The organism is Paraburkholderia phenoliruptrix (assembly GCF_902859825.1).
GTDB classification, from domain to species: Bacteria; Pseudomonadota; Gammaproteobacteria; order Burkholderiales; family Burkholderiaceae; genus Paraburkholderia; species Paraburkholderia phenoliruptrix.
The window spans coordinates 89,677-106,424 of record NZ_CADIKB010000010.1; the positions used below are offsets into that span (position 1 = coordinate 89,677).

General features: G+C 63.8%; 15 protein-coding genes and 1 pseudogene. 5 read left to right on the forward strand and 11 right to left on the reverse strand.

The features are described 5' to 3' along the window. On the forward strand, window positions 1-1,296 hold the full coding sequence (locus HV711_RS13340) for a c-type cytochrome (protein ID WP_035478547.1): 1,296 nt from the start codon (window positions 1-3) through the stop codon (window positions 1,294-1,296). A gap of 111 nt (window positions 1,297-1,407) precedes the next feature. On the opposite strand, the gene HV711_RS13345 is transcribed toward HV711_RS13340, so the two are convergent. From HV711_RS13345 to HV711_RS13375, 7 genes are read right to left on the reverse strand one after another with little or no spacing between them, the layout of a single operon-like run. Further along, window positions 1,408-2,064 carry an amino acid ABC transporter permease gene (locus tag HV711_RS13345; RefSeq protein ID WP_035478549.1) on the reverse strand — a complete coding sequence of 219 codons (657 nt, stop codon included), beginning with the start codon at window positions 2,062-2,064 and terminating at the stop codon, window positions 1,408-1,410. 2 nt (window positions 2,065-2,066) lie between these two features. Next, window positions 2,067-2,813 (reverse strand): amino acid ABC transporter permease, encoded by a 747-nt coding sequence (locus HV711_RS13350; protein ID WP_035478552.1) that lies wholly within the window; start codon window positions 2,811-2,813, stop codon window positions 2,067-2,069. Window positions 2,814-2,854: 41 nt separating this feature from the next. Next, window positions 2,855-3,676, reverse strand: coding sequence for a transporter substrate-binding domain-containing protein (locus tag HV711_RS13355; RefSeq protein WP_013592131.1), 822 nt, complete (start codon window positions 3,674-3,676; stop codon window positions 2,855-2,857). Between the two features lie 59 nt (window positions 3,677-3,735). Then, complete coding sequence (locus HV711_RS13360; protein WP_013592132.1) at window positions 3,736-4,809, reverse strand: ABC transporter ATP-binding protein; 1,074 nt, start codon at window positions 4,807-4,809, stop codon at window positions 3,736-3,738. A 37-nt stretch (window positions 4,810-4,846) separates the two neighbouring features. Next, window positions 4,847-5,746: an ABC transporter permease gene (locus HV711_RS13365; protein WP_035478554.1), complete on the reverse strand. Its 900-nt coding sequence runs from the start codon at window positions 5,744-5,746 to the stop codon at window positions 4,847-4,849. After that, a complete protein-coding gene (locus HV711_RS13370; protein WP_028361402.1) occupies window positions 5,743-6,714 on the reverse strand; it encodes an ABC transporter permease in 972 nt (323 codons plus the stop codon). The genes HV711_RS13365 and HV711_RS13370 overlap by 4 nt, the downstream gene beginning before the upstream one ends. Beyond that, entirely contained in the window at window positions 6,711-7,805 is a 1,095-nt protein-coding gene (locus HV711_RS13375; RefSeq protein WP_035478555.1) for an ABC transporter substrate-binding protein, read from the reverse strand. The genes HV711_RS13370 and HV711_RS13375 overlap by 4 nt, the downstream gene beginning before the upstream one ends. Before the next feature lie 531 nt (window positions 7,806-8,336). Between HV711_RS13375 and HV711_RS13380 the strand changes: the two genes are divergently transcribed. Then, window positions 8,337-9,230, forward strand: coding sequence for a LysR substrate-binding domain-containing protein (locus tag HV711_RS13380; protein WP_035478556.1), 894 nt, complete (start codon window positions 8,337-8,339; stop codon window positions 9,228-9,230). A gap of 30 nt (window positions 9,231-9,260) precedes the next feature. Here HV711_RS13380 and HV711_RS13385 read toward each other — a convergent pair whose 3' ends face one another. Further along, on the reverse strand, window positions 9,261-10,343 hold the full coding sequence (locus HV711_RS13385; protein WP_035478557.1) for a calcium:cation antiporter: 1,083 nt from the start codon (window positions 10,341-10,343) through the stop codon (window positions 9,261-9,263). A 326-nt stretch (window positions 10,344-10,669) separates the two neighbouring features. Continuing rightward, a complete protein-coding gene (locus tag HV711_RS13390) occupies window positions 10,670-11,032 on the reverse strand; it encodes a BON domain-containing protein (protein WP_013592138.1) in 363 nt (120 codons plus the stop codon). 452 nt (window positions 11,033-11,484) lie between these two features. Between HV711_RS13390 and HV711_RS13395 the strand changes: the two genes are divergently transcribed. Both HV711_RS13395 and HV711_RS13400 read left to right on the forward strand, forming a co-directional pair. Then, complete coding sequence (locus HV711_RS13395; protein WP_035480504.1) at window positions 11,485-12,132, forward strand: DNA-3-methyladenine glycosylase; 648 nt, start codon at window positions 11,485-11,487, stop codon at window positions 12,130-12,132. Between the two features lie 273 nt (window positions 12,133-12,405). Then, window positions 12,406-12,750 carry a DUF4148 domain-containing protein gene (locus HV711_RS13400; protein ID WP_013592140.1) on the forward strand — a complete coding sequence of 115 codons (345 nt, stop codon included), beginning with the start codon at window positions 12,406-12,408 and terminating at the stop codon, window positions 12,748-12,750. Window positions 12,751-13,125: 375 nt separating this feature from the next. Here the strand turns inward: HV711_RS13400 and HV711_RS13405 are convergent, their stop codons facing one another. Continuing rightward, window positions 13,126-13,569, reverse strand: a complete 444-nt coding sequence (locus HV711_RS13405) for a CBS domain-containing protein (protein WP_013592141.1) — start codon at window positions 13,567-13,569, stop codon at window positions 13,126-13,128. Window positions 13,570-13,874: 305 nt separating this feature from the next. On the opposite strand from HV711_RS13405, the gene ribA reads away from it, so the two are divergent. Further along, a complete protein-coding gene (gene ribA / locus HV711_RS13410) occupies window positions 13,875-14,525 on the forward strand; it encodes a GTP cyclohydrolase II (RefSeq protein WP_028361406.1) in 651 nt (216 codons plus the stop codon). A 1,669-nt stretch (window positions 14,526-16,194) separates the two neighbouring features. Here the strand turns inward: ribA and HV711_RS13415 are convergent. Next, window positions 16,195-16,490 (reverse strand): annotated as a pseudogene (locus tag HV711_RS13415) (transposase); the annotation flags it as partial. Window positions 16,491-16,748: the final 258 nt, after the last annotated feature.

A 16,748-nucleotide genomic window follows, 5' to 3' on the forward strand; every position in this document is an offset into this window, starting at 1 on the left:
ATGAAAAGCACACTGAAGGGTCTCGGCGCGGCGCTGGGCATCGCGCTGCCTTTGCTGCTGCAGGCAACGGCGGCGGTCGCGGCGGCCGCTGCGGCCGATCCGGCGCTCGTGCAGCGCGGCGCCTACCTCGCGAAAGCGGGCGACTGCGCGGCGTGTCACACGGCGCCTCAAGGAAAGCCGTTTGCGGGCGGCCTGCCGATGACCACGCCGATGGGTCGGATCTACACGACCAACATCACGCCGGACGCGCAGACCGGCATCGGCAGCTACACGGAGGCGGACTTTGTGCGCGCCATGCGCGAAGGCGTCGCGAAAGACGGGCACAACCTGTATCCGGCCATGCCCTATCCGTCGTATGCGAAGGTCAACGACGACGACATGAAAGCGCTCTACGCATTCTTCATGAGCGGCGTGGCGCCTGTCCAGCAGGCCAACCGGGGGTCCGACATCAAATGGCCGCTCAATATGCGCTGGCCGTTGAAGTTCTGGAACATGGTGTTCCTCGAGAAGGGCGTGTATCAGAACAAGCCGGGCAAAGACGTCGCGTGGAACCGCGGCGCCTATCTCATCCAGGGGCTCGGCCACTGCGGCTCATGTCATACGCCGCGCGGCATTGCGTTTGAGGAGAAGGCACTCGACGAAAGCGGCAGTGCGTTTCTCACCGGCAGCCTGCTCGACGGCTGGTTCGCGACGAACCTGACCGGCGAGCATAACGTCGGCTTGGGACGCTGGAACGATCAGGACGTGCAGGCGTTCCTGAAGACGGGCGCAAATCGTCACGCGTCCGCGTTCGGCTCGATGACGAGCGTGATCAACAACAGCACGCAGGCGCTCACCGATGCCGACATCGCGGCCATGACGACGTATCTGAAATCGCTGCCGCCGGCGGGCGGCAATGGCACGCCACCGTACAGCTACGATCCGCAGGCGACGAAGGTGTCGCTCAACCGTCCCGCGAACGATGCGGGCGCGCGCGTCTACACGGCGTATTGCATGCATTGCCATGGCGTCGACGGACGCGGCTTCGCGCCGATGCTCGCGCCGTTGGCCGGCAATCCGAACGTGCTGGAGAAGGACGCGTCGTCGCTCATCAACGTGACGCTGAACGGCACCGAGGACCTCGTGATCGGCGGCATTCCCGCGCCGTATCCGATGCCGAAGTACGCGCCGGTATTGAACGACCAGCAGATCGCCGATGTGCTGACCTTCGTGCGCGCCGGCTGGAACAACGGTGCGCCGGCGGTCACCGCAGCCGAGGTCACGAAGCTGCGCAAGTCGACCGAGGCGGCCCGCTAGCAGTCGCTGACCGCGCCGCCACGCCGTAAAAAAGCGTCAACCGTCCTTAGGCGGTTGACGCTTTTTCATTCCGTGCGGCGCGAGCGCAGGTTCATGCCGACGTCGGTGTCGCTAACGATACTGGTCCACCTTGTTGCGCTTTTCGAGCACGCGCGCATACCAGGTCAGCGGGAAGCACATCGCGAAGTAGATCATCGCGACCATGCCGTAGATCGGAAACGGGCGGAACGCCGCGTTGGTGATCATGGTGCCGGTCTTGGTCAACTCCGTGAAGCCGATGATCGACGCGAGCGCCGTGCTCTTGACCACCTGCACGAGGAAGCCGACTGTCGGCGCGACGGCGATTTTCAGCGCCTGCGGCCAGACGATATAGCGCAACTGCTGACTGAACGTCATGCCGAGACTCGCGCCCGCCGCCCATTGACCGCGCGGCACCGCTTCCACGCAGCCGCGCCAGATGTCGACCAGATAGGCGCTCGTGTAGAGCGTCAGCGTGACCGTTGCGGCGACCCACGGCGACACGTCCACGCCCACCAGCGGCAAACCGAAAAACGCCAGAAAGAGTTGCATCAGAAGCGGCGTGCCCTGAAACACTTCCACATACAGCACGACAATGCGGCGCAGCCACGCGACGGGCGATACGCGCATGGCGAGCAGGAGCAGGCCCACCACGCCGCCGCCGACGAAGGCGATCAGCGACAGCAGCACCGTCCAGCGCGCGGCCAGCAGCAGATTGCGAGCGATGTCCCACAGGGTGAATTCGACCATGATCAACGCTCCGTCGGCAGGGCGCGGGGGCCGCGCCACATGAGGCGGGTGCGCCAGCCGCGCGGCGCGCTGTCGCTGCCGCGTGCGGCGCGGCCCGCGAACAGGCCGCGTCCGAAGCGGTTGAGGATTTGCCGCAGCGCGATGGAGAGCAGCAGATACGTCGCGGTGATGATGACGTAACTCTCGAACGAGCGGAAGTTGCGCGACTGGATAAAGTTGGCCGCATACGTGAGATCCGGCACGGAGATTTGCGACACGACCGCCGAGCCGAGCATCACGATCAGCACCTGGCTCAGAAGCGCGGGAAACACGTTGGCAAGCGCCTGCGGCAGCACGATGTAGCGAAACACCTGCCGCCCGTGCAGGCCGAGCGCCTGCGCAGCCTGAACCTGGCCGCGCGAAATCGAGTCGATGCCGGCGCGCACGATTTCGATCGCGTAGGCGCCGAGATTGACCGTCATCGCCAGAATCGCGGCCTGTATTTCGTCGATATGAATGCCGAGGCTCGGCAGGCCGAAGAACACGAAAAAGAGCTGCACGATGAACGGCGTATTGCGGATCAGTTCCACATAGCTCGCCACGACCCAGCGCGCCCACTTAGGGCCGGCCACCGCGACGCTCGCGCCGGCAATACCGACGAGACCGCCGAGCAGGGTCGAGACGGCAGTGAGCGCCAGTGTGACGGCGACACCGCGCGCGAGCATGCCCGCATAGAGGCCGAAGCCGCTGAAATCGAACGCATAGGTCATGACGTGGCGCTCATCGTGAGTTCAAACTCCGTACTGAAAATTCAGAGATCGGCCGGCAGCGGCGCGCGCAGCCATTTCTGCGAGATCGCGTTCATGGTGCCGTCGCTGCGTGCGCGGGCGATGGTTTCGTCGATTTTCTGCTTCAGACGCGGCTCGTTCTTGTTCAAACCGACGTGATCCGGCGAGCTGAAGAGCGAAAACTTCTGCTCGGGATCGTTTGCGGGATGACGCGCGAGAATCGTGGCGCCGACGTCGTTGCCGACTACCATCAACTGTACCTGACCAGAAATAAATGCCGAAATTGCGCCGTTCGGATCGTCGAAACGTTTGATGTTGGCGGTGGGCGGCGCGATTTTGCTCACGCTCAGGTCTTCCAGCGTGCCGCGCGCGACCGAAATCGACTTGCCGGCGAGGTCGGCGGCGTTTTTCACGGTGAGCGCTTTCGGGCCGAATACGGCGAGGTAGTAGGGCGCGTAGGGCTGCGAGAAGTCGATCACCTTCTCCCGTTCCGGCGTCTGGCCGACCGACAACAGCATGTCCGCCTTGTGATCAGCGAGGTAGGCCATGCGATTGTCGCCCGTCACCTGCACGAGTTCGACCTTCGCGTTGAGCGCCTTGCCGATCAGGTTGGCGACATCGATGTCATAGCCCATCGGCTTCATGTCCGGACCGATGGAGCCGAACGGCGGATAGTCCATGAACACGCCGATGCGCACCGTGCCGGTTTTGGCGATGTTATCCAGCGCGTCGGCATGGGCGGCGGGCGAGAACGCGGTAAGCGCGCCGGCGGCGGTGAAGGCTAGCGCCGCGGCCAGTGTGGCGAACGCGCGGCGAGCGGTCGATTGAACGGGCTTCTTGTTCATGGTGGGTCCTCTGTCGAAAGTGTTGAAACGTGTGGTGTTGGCGTTGGAATGAGTGGGCGTCATTGCAGTGTGCGCGCGGCGATCAGCTTGCACGCGTGCGGCGGCAATTCCGCGAAAACCGGCATGCCGAGCGTGAGGCCCGGCGTTTCGCGCGGCGTGGTCGCGGCCGTCAGCGTAAAGCCCTCGCAGTCGATCGTCGCTTCCAGCGAGGCGCCCACGTCGCGGATGAATGTCACCATGCCGGCCACGCGGTTCGGACCGGCCGCGTCGGAGGCCGCTTTGACGCAGACGTCCTCCGGGCGGATCAGCAGACGGATGTCGCCCGGCGATGGTGGCACGCGCGCCGCCTGCGAGACTGCAATGCGCGCTCCGCCCGGCAGGCTCACGGCGCCCGCGCCGTCGTAAGTGACCGGCAGGATATTGCCGAGCCCGATGAAGTCGGCGACGAACTCGCTCACCGGATCGCGATAGATGTCGAGCGGCCTGCCGACTTGCGCGATGCGGCCTTTTTCCATCACGACGATTTCATCGGCCATTGTCATCGCCTCGCGCTGGTCGTGCGTGACCATGATCGTCGTGATGCCGAGCCGCTGTTGCAGCAGGCGGATTTCCACCTGCATCGCCTCGCGCAGCTTGGCGTCGAGCGCCGAGAGCGGTTCGTCGAGCAGCAGCAATCTGGGTTGCGACGCAATCGCGCGCGCAATCGCCACGCGTTGCCGCTGGCCGCCGGAAAGCTGCGTGACCGGGCGGCTCGCCATATGCGGCAACTGGATCATCTCAAGCAGTTCGGCGATGCGGCGCGCCTGTTCCCGCTGCGGCGTCTTGCGCAACTTCAGCGGATACGCGACGTTTTGCGCGACTGTCATATGCGGAAACAGCGCGAGCGACTGGAACACCATGCCGAAGTCGCGCCGATTGGCCGGCACGCGCGTGATGTCGCGGCCCGCGAACTCGATGCGCCCGGACGTGGGCGTCTCGAGGCCGGCGATCATCCGCAGCAAGGTGGTCTTGCCGCAGCCGGACGGGCCGAGAAAGCACACGAGTTTGCCGTCGGGCACGCTCAGATCGACGCTGTCGACGGCATGCGCCGCGCCGAAGCGCCGCGTCACGGCGTGCAAGGTCAAATGGGTCATGAGAGGCTCCTGCGGAAAGCTTCGGTTGGCGCGGCGGTCAAAGGGCGACACCTTCGTCGCCGATCAGCTTTTCGAGCAGCCAGATCAGCGCGAAATCGATCGCGACGATAAACACCGCAAAGCAGAACACGGTCGGATCGAGCGACGACACCGTGCGGCTGTAGAGCCAGACCGGCAACGTCATCGTGTCGATGCTGTAGAGGAAGAACGTCACCGTGAATTCGTTGAACGACACGATGAACGCGAACAGCATGCCGGCGAGAATGCCCGGCCGCATGAGCGGCAGAATCACGTCGACGAGCGCGCGGCTGGGACTCGCGCCCATCACGCAGGCCGCCTCCTCGAACTCCGGGCCGATCGACGCGACCGACGCCGCGCAGTTCTTTACTGTGAAGGGCAGCGCCAGGATCACATGCGCGATGACGAGGCGGAACACGCCCAGATCGACGGGCAGCACGTTGAACACGAGCAGCAGCGACAGGCCGAGCATCACGAGCGGATAGACGAGCGGCAAGGCGACCAGTTGCTCGACCGCGGGCTTGCCGCGAAAACGGTAGCGGCTGAGCGCGTAGGCCGCGGGCACGGAGACGAGCGTCGCGATCAGCATGGTCGAAAGCGCGACGACGACGCTCGTGGAGAGTGCGGCGCCCATCGAAAGCGACTGCGTGGCATCCGGCGAGACGAAGCTTTGCCATGCCGCGCGATACCAGTGCAGGCTGTACGCGTGCGGCGGAAATTCCAGTGTGTCGGCCGCGCTGAACGACATCACGATCGTCGTGAGAATCGGCAGCGCGGCGAGCAACAGCACGATCCCGGCGACGAGCGCGGTGAGCTTGCCGAGCTGCCCGGGCATGACGTGCGGCAGACGCGCGGGGCGCGGCGAGCCGGGGGAGCGCGGCGCGGGCTCGAGGCGCGCGGTGTGAAGCGGCGTGCTCATGCGTGGGGCTCCTCGGCAAGACGCTGGGTGCGGCGCACGAGTCGTTGCGAAAGCGCCATCACGGTGAGCGTCGCGATCATCAGCACGACGCCGGAGGCCGACGCCGCCGGCCAGTTCAGCAAAGGCGCGACCTGATCGTGGACCAGCACGGCGAGCATCGGCACGCGGCGTCCGCCGAGCAGCAGCGGGACGGCGAACGCGCTCGCGTTGTAGGCGAACACGAGCAGCGCGCCGGACACGAGACCCGGCAGCGCGAGCGGCAGCAGGATATGACGCAACGTCTGCCAGCGCGTCGCGCCGAGCGTCGCGGCGGCTTCTTCATACGACGTCGAGACGGCGCGCATCGCGCTTGCGAGCGGCAGCACCGCGAGCGGAAATGCGGTCTGGATCAGCCCAAGCAGCACGCCGTTTTCGCGATACAGCCACATCAACGGACGATGCAGCAGGCCGCTCGCGAAGAGCGCGTGATTGAGCAGGCCAGCCGGTCCAAGGATGATCAGCCAGCCATAGCCTTGCAGCAGCAGATTGACGAGGAGCGGCAGCAACACGCCCGCGAGCAGGAGCCGCCGCGCAAGACGCGAGCGCGTGCGCGCCATGGCGAGCGCGACCGGAATGGCCAGCACCAGCGCGCAGAGCATGCTCTGGAAGGCGAGCTTCAGCGTGAGCCAGAGCGACTTCATGAAGTAGCCGTCGAGCAGGTCGGCGTAGTTGTGCAGCGTGAAGCCGTGCCATTCGCTGCCTTGCGTGCCGAAGCTCATGCGCAGCACGACCAGCGCCGCCGCGCCGAGCACCGCGAGAAACAGCAGGATCGGCGCCAGCAGCAGCCAGGGACGCAGCGTCTGCGCAAGGCTCGCAGCGGGGACGTCGGCGGCAGCCTCGGAGCGCGGGTGCGGCGCGGGGTCCGTGGCCCGGTCCGCGGCCGGGCCCGCCGAGGCCCGCCGCGAAAAGCGCGCGAGCATCGTGGTCATGCCGAGAAGATTTCGGTGTAGCGCTTGATCCACGCCGGCTGCACTGCGGCGAGCGCCTTGTCGTCATGCAGCACGGCTTTTTCCGCGATCTGCTGCGGGCTCGGCACGAATGCACGGCTTTCGGCCGGGATCATTGCTTTCGAGTTGACCGGGCCGTTGAGCACGTCGGCGGCCATGCGGCCCTGCACGCCGGCATCGAGGGAATGGTTGATGAACGCGTGAATCAGATCGAGGTCGCCGGGATGCGACTTCGGAATCACCGTGAACATCAGCTGGGTGGCGAAGCCTTCTTTCATGCCGTAGGTCACGGCCATCTTGTACTCGGGCTTGCGGATCTGCGCGGGGAAAAATGCCGGCGAGTAGATGCCGCCGATGTCGAGCGAGCCAGTACGGAAGAGGTCGGCCACCTGGTTCGGATTTTCGCCGAGCGTCATGACGTGCTCTTTCAGCTGCATCAACTTTTTGAAGCCCGGCTCGATGTTCTGCTGCGAGCCGCCGTTCATCTTTGCGGCGATGATCGCGAGATCGACGGCTTCGGCCCATTCGGGCGGCGGCAGGAACACGCGGCCGGAATATTTCGGATCCCACAGCGCTTCGTAGGAGGCGGGCGCGCTCTTGACCGTCGACGTGTTGTAGACGAGGCCGTCCGACCACAGCAGATAGCCGATGCCGAAGCCGTTCGCGCCCGTGCGGTACTGCGGCGCGACTTCCTTCAGGTTCGGCAGCTTGTCGAGGTCCGGTTTCAGCAGCAGGCCGGCGTCGCCGAGGCCGGCTGCGCCGACGCCCGCGAGCGTGATGACATCGTAGGTAGGACGATCGCCCGCGGCCTTGACTTTCGCGACCATGCCGGACGTGCCGTCGGCGCGATCCGCGATCACTTTGGCGCCGGTCTTCGCGGTAAAGGTGACGGCGATGTTGCGCAAGGCCGCGGCGCCGGTGTCGTCGGACCATGTCAGAAGACGCAAGGTCTTGCCGCTGAAATTCTGCTGCTGCGCGCGTAGATTGACGAACGGCATGGGCAACGTGGAAGCGGCGAGCGCGGCGCCGATCGTCTTGATGGCTTGCCTTCTGCCCCGTTTGATTGCTTGCATGGCGGTCTCCCGTGTTGAACGCCTGTTGCCGGTTGATGAGCGCGCGACGGCCCCGGCGCATTCCAGTGAGACGCTGAGGGAATGCGGACGATGCGGGTCATGCGTCGCGTGTGATGCACTCTAGGTTTGCCAAAATCCCTCAACAAACGAAATATGCGCATGGGCGGCATGACGTAAGCTCATGCGTGGGCCGCCGGGCGATGCTGTCCGGCCGCGCGTGCAAGCGCCGAGAAGGCCGCTCTGCTGGCGCATTCGGGTTAACGTCCATATTCTGGGCGGCGGCGGCTTCGCGCCGGAGGTATGAGTAAAGCTCGGTTCCGGTGCACCTTGCGAAGACTGTGCCCCGAGCTGGTGCGTTTTGGGCGCCCGCGGCGAATGGTGGCGTGGATTGCATGAGCCGCGCGCATGCGGCGAGGGTTCGCCGCGACTGGCTCGGCCGTGTGCGGATCGCGTATCCTGTAGGCAGACTGGCGCTGCTGGCGAAAGGCGCTGGTCAGCCGCTCCATGAATTTTTCTTATATGGACACTTCAATGCGACGTCTTCCGCCGCTCAACGCTTTGCAGATTTTCGAAACGGTCGCGCGCCATCGCAGCTTCACGCGCGCCGCCGACCATCTGTGCCTCACGCAAGGCGCGGTGAGCCGGCAGATCATCGCGCTTGAGGATTACTACAAGTTCCCGCTTTTCAAGCGGCACGCGAAAGGGCTCACGCTGACCGCTGAGGGCGAGATGCTGCTGCCCGCGGTGAAGGAAAGCTTCGCGCGCATCGAGGAAATTTCGCTACGGCTCACGCGGCAGCGCACGGACCTCGCGTTGAAGGTGCCGACCTGCGTGATGCGGTGGATGCTGCCAAAGATCATGCGCTTTCAGACCGAGTATCCGGAGCTGCATGTGCAGATCACCACGACATGGCAGCACGACGTCGATTTCCAGCTCGAACCGTTCGACGCGGCCATCATTTACGGCTCGTCGCCGGGCGCGGACGTGCGGTCGGTGCCGCTCTTCGAGGAGCGTCTCACGCCGGTGTGCGCGCCCGATCTGTTGAAGGACAAGCCGCTCGCCGGGCTTGGCGATCTCGCGCGTCATACGCTGCTGCATCCGACGCGCGATCATCGCGACTGGAAAATGTGGCTCGCGAAGGTGGCCGAATCAGACCCGGCCCATGCGCGCGCGATCGACGCCGAACACGGCCCGAGCTTCGACACGCTCGACATGGCGACCAACGCGGCGCTGCAGGGCTTCGGCGTGGCCATCAGCGATCTCGCCTTGATCGACGAAGACGTGGCCGCGCGGCGTCTGGTGCGGCCTTTCGATACGGTGCTGAAGACCGGCTGGCGCTACTATTTCGTCTATCCGGACTCGGTGGCCCATCAGCAGAAACTCAACCTGTTTCGCGACTGGATCGCCGCGCATTGGGAAGAGTAGGCGCGCAAAGCGCGCGACGCGTGCGATCCGTCAGGGCGCGAACGACAGGAACAGATAGGCGGCCAACAGCGACAGGTGCACGGCGCCCTGGAGGATGGTCGTGCGTCCGGTGCTGAGCGTCAGCGTGCCGACCAGCAGCGTGAGCAACAGGAGCACCGTTTCCTTGCCGTCGATGCCGAGCACGAGCGGCTGGCCCGTCGACAGAAACACGGCGGCGACGGTCGGAATGGTCAGGCCGATGCTGGCGAGCGCCGAGCCGAGCGCGAGGTTCAGGCTGTTCTGCAAGCGGTCCGCGCGCGCTGCGCGGACCGCGGCGAGGCCTTCCGGCAGCAGCACCAGCGCGGCGATCACGATGCCGACCACCGCGGGCGGCGCGCCCGCGTTTTCAACCGCCGTCTCGACGACCGGCGACAACAGCTTGGCGAGCAGCACCACGGCGACGAGACACATCAGCAGGAGGCCGCCGCTCGCGAGCGCGAGCCCGGCGCCAGGCGGCGCGGCATGCACGTCTTCGTCGGGCACGCCGGCGAGAAAGTAGTCGCGATGTCTGACCGTCTGCACGAACACGAACACGCCGTACAGCACCAGCGACGACACACCCGCGAACGCGAGTTGCGACGGCGCGAGCATGGGACCGGCGCTCGTCGTCGTGTAGTTCGGCATGACGAGCGTCAGCACCGAGAGGGACGCCAGCACGGCGAGCGCCGCCGCTGCGCCGCGGATCTGAAAATCCTGCTCGCGATGGCGGATGCCGCCCACCAGCAGGCACAGTCCCACAATCCCGTTGCACACGATCATGACGGCGGCGAACACCGTGTCGCGCGCGAGGCCGGCTTTCTCAGGACCGGAAGTCAGCATGACCGAAACGATCAACGCCACTTCGATGACGGTGACCGCGATCGCGAGCACCAGCGTGCCGAACGGTTCGCCGACGCGGTGCGCGACGACTTCCGCGTGATGCACGGCCGCGAACACCGCCGAGCAGAGCGCGACGCCCACCAGGGCGAGCAGCAGGCCGTTGCCTGGCAACGCGTAGGCTGCGCCGAGCACGATCCACGCGATAAACGGCACGGCCAGAGTCCAGCGGGGCAAGATGGTCGCGGGCGTGGTCATCGGCTTCCTTGGCTTTTGCTTGTTCTCGAGGGGGCGAAGAGGGGCGGTTGGGGGTTGGGGGCTTGGGGGCTTGCGGTTGCCGTTTGCGCTGAGGCTCGCGGCTCGTGACTCCCGGCTCGTGACTCGTGACTCGTGACTCGTGACTCGTGACTCGTGACTCGCGGCTCGCGGCTCGCGGCTCACGCTCACCGCTCGAAAAACAACAACCGTCTTATCCAACGCTCTTTACGCCCCGCGGATGCCGGCGCCCCGCCGACCGAACGCCGCCCGTCCGCTTCCCGTCGGGCCGGCGCGACGAGCGCGCCGGCGCCGCTCGTCACTGCCCGTTATTGCCCGACCGGACGAACCGTCAACGCATTCTTGACCGACGTCACGCCTGCCACGCCTTGTGCCGCTTGCGTCGCCAGGTCGATTTGCGACTGATCGGGCACCGTGCCTGCCAGCGTTACCGCGCCGCCGCGTGCGCGCACGCTGATGTTGGCGACGGAGACGCCCTTGGTCTTGGCGAGCGCGCTGCGGACCTTGCGGCCCAGCGCACGGTTGGCCGCCTTGGCCTGCTTGCCGGTTGCCGCGGACGATGCCGCCGCTGCCGGTGCGGCCGCCGCGTCGCTGCTTTGCGCGGATGCGTTGAGCGAAGCCAGGACGATCAGCGCGCCGCCGATCATCTTCATTGCCGTGGATGCTTTCATGCTTGTTTCTCCTTGTCGTGAATAGGCTTGTCCCCTGGCGGGGACCGTCTGCTTGCACTGCGGGTACAGCGGAAAGGAATGCGAAGGACTGTGCTGCGGATCTTGCGAATGCTTCAGACTGACAGGCTCAGCGAGGCTGCTGGCGCGGACCGAAGCCCACGCGCCCGGCCAGGGCTTCCTGCGGGCCGGAAGGACACGATACTCCTGTTGGTTCCAGAATGAGGTCGCCGGTGTCAGGAAATGAGGCGTCGGTACAACGGTCGCCCATCGCGCTCGATGTCCTGGCGCAGCGCGCGGCGCCCCTGAAATCGCGGAAGGGGCGTGGCGTTTGCTGATAATGCATGCACCGAGGCATCAATCCGGACACAGCGGACACGGACTGGACTCAAACCGAAGCACAAACCGAAGCACAAACCGAAGCACAAACCGACACATCGACAAAGGCTCAACGCATGCGCAAACCGCTGCTTCCCATCATCCCGCTGTCGCGTGACGATTTGCCCGTCGGCGCGACGGAGCTCGCGCGGTTCATGATCGGCAAATACCTCATTCACGATGCACCGGAGGGGCGCATGAGCGGCCGGATCGTCGAGACGGAGGCCTATCCGATCGGCGATTCGACGAGCCACGCGTTCATCGGACGCCGCCATTACAACGGCTCGCTGTTCCTTGCGCCGGGCCATGCATACGTGAGGCTGACCTACGGAGTTTCGTACATGCTCAACATGTCGGCGGAAGAAGAGGATGTGGGCGCCGGCGTGCTGATTCGCGCGGTGGAGCCGCTCGAAGGGTTGCCGCTCATGGAGGCGCGGCGCCCCGGCGTGCCGTTGCGCGACCTGGCGCGGGGGCCTGGCCGCCTGACTACGGCGCTCGGCATCGGTCCTTCGTTCGACGGCTGGGATCTGTGCGCCGGCCGCGGTCTGTGGGTCGGCGTGATAGAGAAGGGCGAGGGGCCGATCGGCGTTACCACGCGCATCGGCTTGTCACGCGAGATGCATCGACCGTTGCGCTTTTTCGAGCCCGGCAGCGCGTTCGTGAGCGGACCGCGCAAGCTGCTTGTCGCGCCTCACGCCGACTTGGGCGACGGCGCGCCGGTCTGACCGCCGCGCCGCCCCGCGGCGACAGCATCGGAAAATGTGAGCGGCCCTTTCATGAGTTCGCCGGCGCCCGGCTGTCTTTCTGGCCAACTATTACGTTTGCCATGCCCCTTGCATCGGCGCGCCGGCAATTTCGTCGCACTTTTTCAGCTGGGGCAATTATGTATCTCACAAATAGGGGTTTTCCCTTGGTGAGCCGGTGACTAGACTGGAATCACTCGCTTCCACATGGTGTGGCAAGCGCGGCAAATAAAACCAAGTCTGGAGGTAATAACCATGAAATCGCTTATCAAGGCAGTCGCTATTGCAGCCGTTCTCGCCGCTCCGGTCGCGTCTTTCGCGCAATCGAGCCAGCAGCCTGTTACGCGCGCCGAAGTGCGCAACGAGCTGATCCAGTTGGAACGAGCCGGCTATAACCCCGCCGTGAGCAACGACCCGTACTATCCGGCCGACGTTCAGGCCGCCGAACGCCGCGTGCAGGCGGAGAACCCGGCCGTCGCGCAAACGCAGCAGCCGGTTGCCGATACGAGCGGCTACGGCGGCGCGACGAGCGGTTCGTCGCAATCGGGCGCCGTGCGTGAGCCGATGACCGGTCCGAAGTCGGTGTACTTCGGCAACTAAGCCGCAGATAAGCCGCAGATAGGCGACAAATATGCGGCAAATAAGGGCGAGCGAGCCGAATCGTGAGCCAGCGCGCCGTGGATGAGCGGCGCGCGGCTACACGGAGAGAGTGCGGCGCACCTCAGCGTCGCCGCACCTCGTGCGCGGTCGCACGTTCGCCCTTGCGCGAGCAAGTGTCAGAGAGCAGATCCGGCAAGCCCGGCATCCCGAGAGCCCACTGCAAAAAGGGGCCGTCCAGAACTCGAGGAACCTCCGCTGCCGCAAGGTAGCTTGGCCCAACCGCTCAGCGATTGGGCTTTTTTTGCGGCCGATGCCGCCACGACACGCGTCAAGAGACGCACCTGGACGAGCGCGCGGACGAGCGAGCGGGACCGGTCAGGGACGCTCGCCGTGAATGTAGAACTCGAGTTGCTGAATGGTGAATTGCTGTTCGGCGATGATGTTCTTCACCAGGTCGCCGATCGACACCATGCCGACGAGCCTGTCGTTCTCGATCACCGGCAAGTGGCGCATGCGCCGCTCCGTCATGAGCGCCATGCAGTCGTCGGTGGTCTGGTCGGGGCGCACGAAGCGCACCGCTTTGCTCATGATCTCGCGCACCGGTGTGGCCTTCGACGAGCGGTCCATCAGCACGACCTTGCGCGCATAGTCGCGCTCCGTGACGATTCCCGCGATGGTGTCGCCATCCGTTACCACGAGGGCGCCGATGCCCTTGTCGGCCATCAGCTTGATCGCTTCGTACACGGAGTCGTCGGCTCCGATGGTGAAAACGGTGGTGTGGTTCGGTTTCGTTTTAAGAAGCTGTGCAACGGTTGTCATGGAGCGGCTCCGTTTCGCAGTGCAGCGCGCCGGCGCGGCGGGCTGTCGGGGACAGGCGATTCCAGTATAGGCGCGACGCGCCAGCGAGTGTGTCCGGGAATACCTGGAGCGCGCAAAGCCTGCAATTCATGTAGCGCAGCGCATGTGTCGCGACGTTTGCGTCGACGTGTTTAGCGCTTTCGTGGTGCATGATCCGTGCGCCATGCATGGGCATCCGGGTGCGGTACGCCGATTAGCGGTAAACTCCTGTCCGTACCTAATCCCCGGTTTCGTCGGGTTCACGTCCAGCACCATTGTCTAACGCCATGCTCACGTCTCACGATCCGTCGCCTGCGGCAGACGGCGCAATCACAGGCGAATGCGTCGTTCTCGACGCCACCGCCACGCTTCCCACGCGCTACGGCACGTTCACCTCTTACGTGTTTCGCGTGGTCGAAAGCGGCGCCGAGCACCTTGCCCTGGTAATGGGCGACGTCGCCGACAAGTCCTCGGTGTTGACACGTTTGCACTCCGAATGCCTGACGGGCGACGTGCTCGGCTCTTACCGCTGCGACTGCGGCGAACAGCTCGACCTCGCGCTGCGCTACATCGCCGCGGAAGGCTGTGGCGTGCTGCTTTATCTGCGCGGGCACGAAGGCCGCGGCATCGGTCTGTCGAACAAGATCCGCGCGTATGCGCTGCAGGAGCAGGGACGCGATACGGTGGAGGCCAACCTCGACCTCGGCCTGCCGGACGACTCGCGCGAGTACGACTCGGCCGCGGGCATTTTGCGCACGCTGAAAGTCACGTCGGTCCGATTGATGAGCAACAATCCCGACAAGTTCGACACGCTCTCGAAGCATGGCATTCCGGTGTGCGAGCGTGTGGCGCTCGCCATTCCGATGCGCGAGGAAAACGAGCGGTATATCCGCACCAAGCAGGTTAAGTTCGGGCATTACTTCGAAGAGAACGAATAGCGGAAAATTCAGCAGTGTCCGAGGAGATCCGGGGTGATTCGATAAGTGCCGTAACGGCATGAATTAAAAGAAAAATTTTCGATTTCGTTGCCCTTGAATTGCTGCGTCGACGCTTGTATCCGTGTGCCTAAACTTGCCATGTTGGCGTAGGTTTTTTGGCGTTGAACAAAAAACCTACGCCAACTATTCTTCTCTCAAGAAAACCTACGCCGAGAGAAGAATGTAAACACCTGTAAGATCAAGAACGGTCCAACGTGATTTTGGACTCGCGAAGGAACCTGGCAAAGCCTGCGCCTGGTACATGTCAGCGAGCATGAACGACAGCGTTTGAAAAAGTGGGGATGTGACGGTATCGTCGACCTCAACTTCTCTTTTGGGCGATCGCCTCGACGGTTTAGTCGAGCGGACGCCGGTGATTATCCAAAGCCGGCTGCCGAAAGCCGTCAAGTGCCGACCTGTAATGTCGGTATCGGCGACGGTATTCCCGTTACTCAAACGCGTGGCAGCGCCGTGTCAACAACCCTTTCAGCTTTCGATTGACAATCGAGTGGGCGTGGTCAATGAACGGCTTCGTGCCCGGTGCCTGTCTTTCACTGGGCGTGACCGGGTTGTCGGACTGAAAGTCATGGAGTGGGTGGCATCGTGGTGTTCGCCCTGCCGAATCGGGCAGGGCTGCAACGTGAGAGACCCTAGTGTCCTTGCTGTGACTGCAATCCGCGATGCCAAGCCATGCACGCCTTGTCACGCGTTGATGAATGGGTGCGCGTGAATTGGCAAGCAATTCGAAATTTATGTGAAAGAACACGCAATGAAAGTTAAGTTCAGACGGGAGCGTAAAGGTTCTCTCGCCTCGGTGAGGTAAAGAATGATTATTTAGATAGTGAAATTTTTCCGGGGAAATTCGCGCTCACACAACTAAATTTGTTAAAGATTTTCAACTAATTTTGTTAATGCTGCCGTCCGGACGTTGCAGCATTGAGAGCAGGGTGACGTTCAACCGACCGCTCGCGTCCAGTGGAAGGGATCCAGGGGTTTTACCGCCTCGGTCGAACATCAGATTTCGGCAAGGGAAGATAAAATCGCTGTGTTCATTGCTTAACAAAATTAGTTGAAATCGCACCCGTGTTGGATAGTGGGAACCGGGTCAGCGCTGAAGATTTAATGCCACGACGGATAGAAATGTCACCCATTGAAAAGCCGCGGGAAAGAGGTAAATAAATCCACCCGACGCCTCAAGTTACATCGCACTCAAATCTGTCATCACCACACCGCGTTGCGAAGCGCATGATGACGCGCCCGGCTTCTCGTCTGACAGGCTGCGGAACTGATCCGCGCCAGTCACCCATCAGGATCAGGGCGAGCGCCGTTGATCTGGCAGTCGCCCCTGGCTCAATTAGAGCTCCAGAGAACCGTCGGTACCAGGCCAATGTCCGGGAGTGCGTGACAATTCCACGGCTACCCATTCGCGGGCGCCAGACTGTTGTCGGTTCATGCCCTAGGTGTCTCGGTGTTCACCAACACGGATCGAGCCAATATTGACCAGTACAGCCGTGGGTTGCCGACAGGCGTCGACCCCAAGTTGTTGTTGAGCCGAATCACTTCCTGCGCCTGCAGAAGGTCCTGCTGCCCTGTCTTGCTGAGATGTGCGGCACGTTCCTAGTCCGCTGCGTCATTGAATTGGCACCACTCGAATCCGACGCGAAGGATCGTCATATTTCCACTTGATCGGCTTCGGGTTCTTGTTGTGCTCGCGAATGTAATGCATCAGTTTGCGATCCAGATCCTTCACCGAAGTGAAGATGCCGCGCGCGATCACATCGCGCTGGATGCGCGGGAACCAGTTTCCCACCTGGTTGAGCCACGACGAGTAGGTTGGCGTGAAGTGCAGGCGCACGTAGCGATGTGCATCCAGGAATCGGCGACCCTCTGCGTCTTGTGGCTGCTGACGTTGTCGCAGATCACGTGGCTTGAGGGTGTGGTTGAGCACCCGTGCTTCCAGTCTGGCGGGGCGACTGCGTGGGCGCGCGCCCGGGATGCCGGGCATACATGACGGCCAGTCGCTCGCTGAGAAAGCGAGCCCGACCAGCGCGCGATGAAGCGAGAGTCGTCGAGGGTAATCTGCCGGGGTGCGCTAAGCGTAATCGCCAACCGGAAGGCCGGGCCGCGAGGCAGCAGGTCGGTTTAGTTCGCCGCATGAGCGACCAGGGACGTCAGCGCGATGAA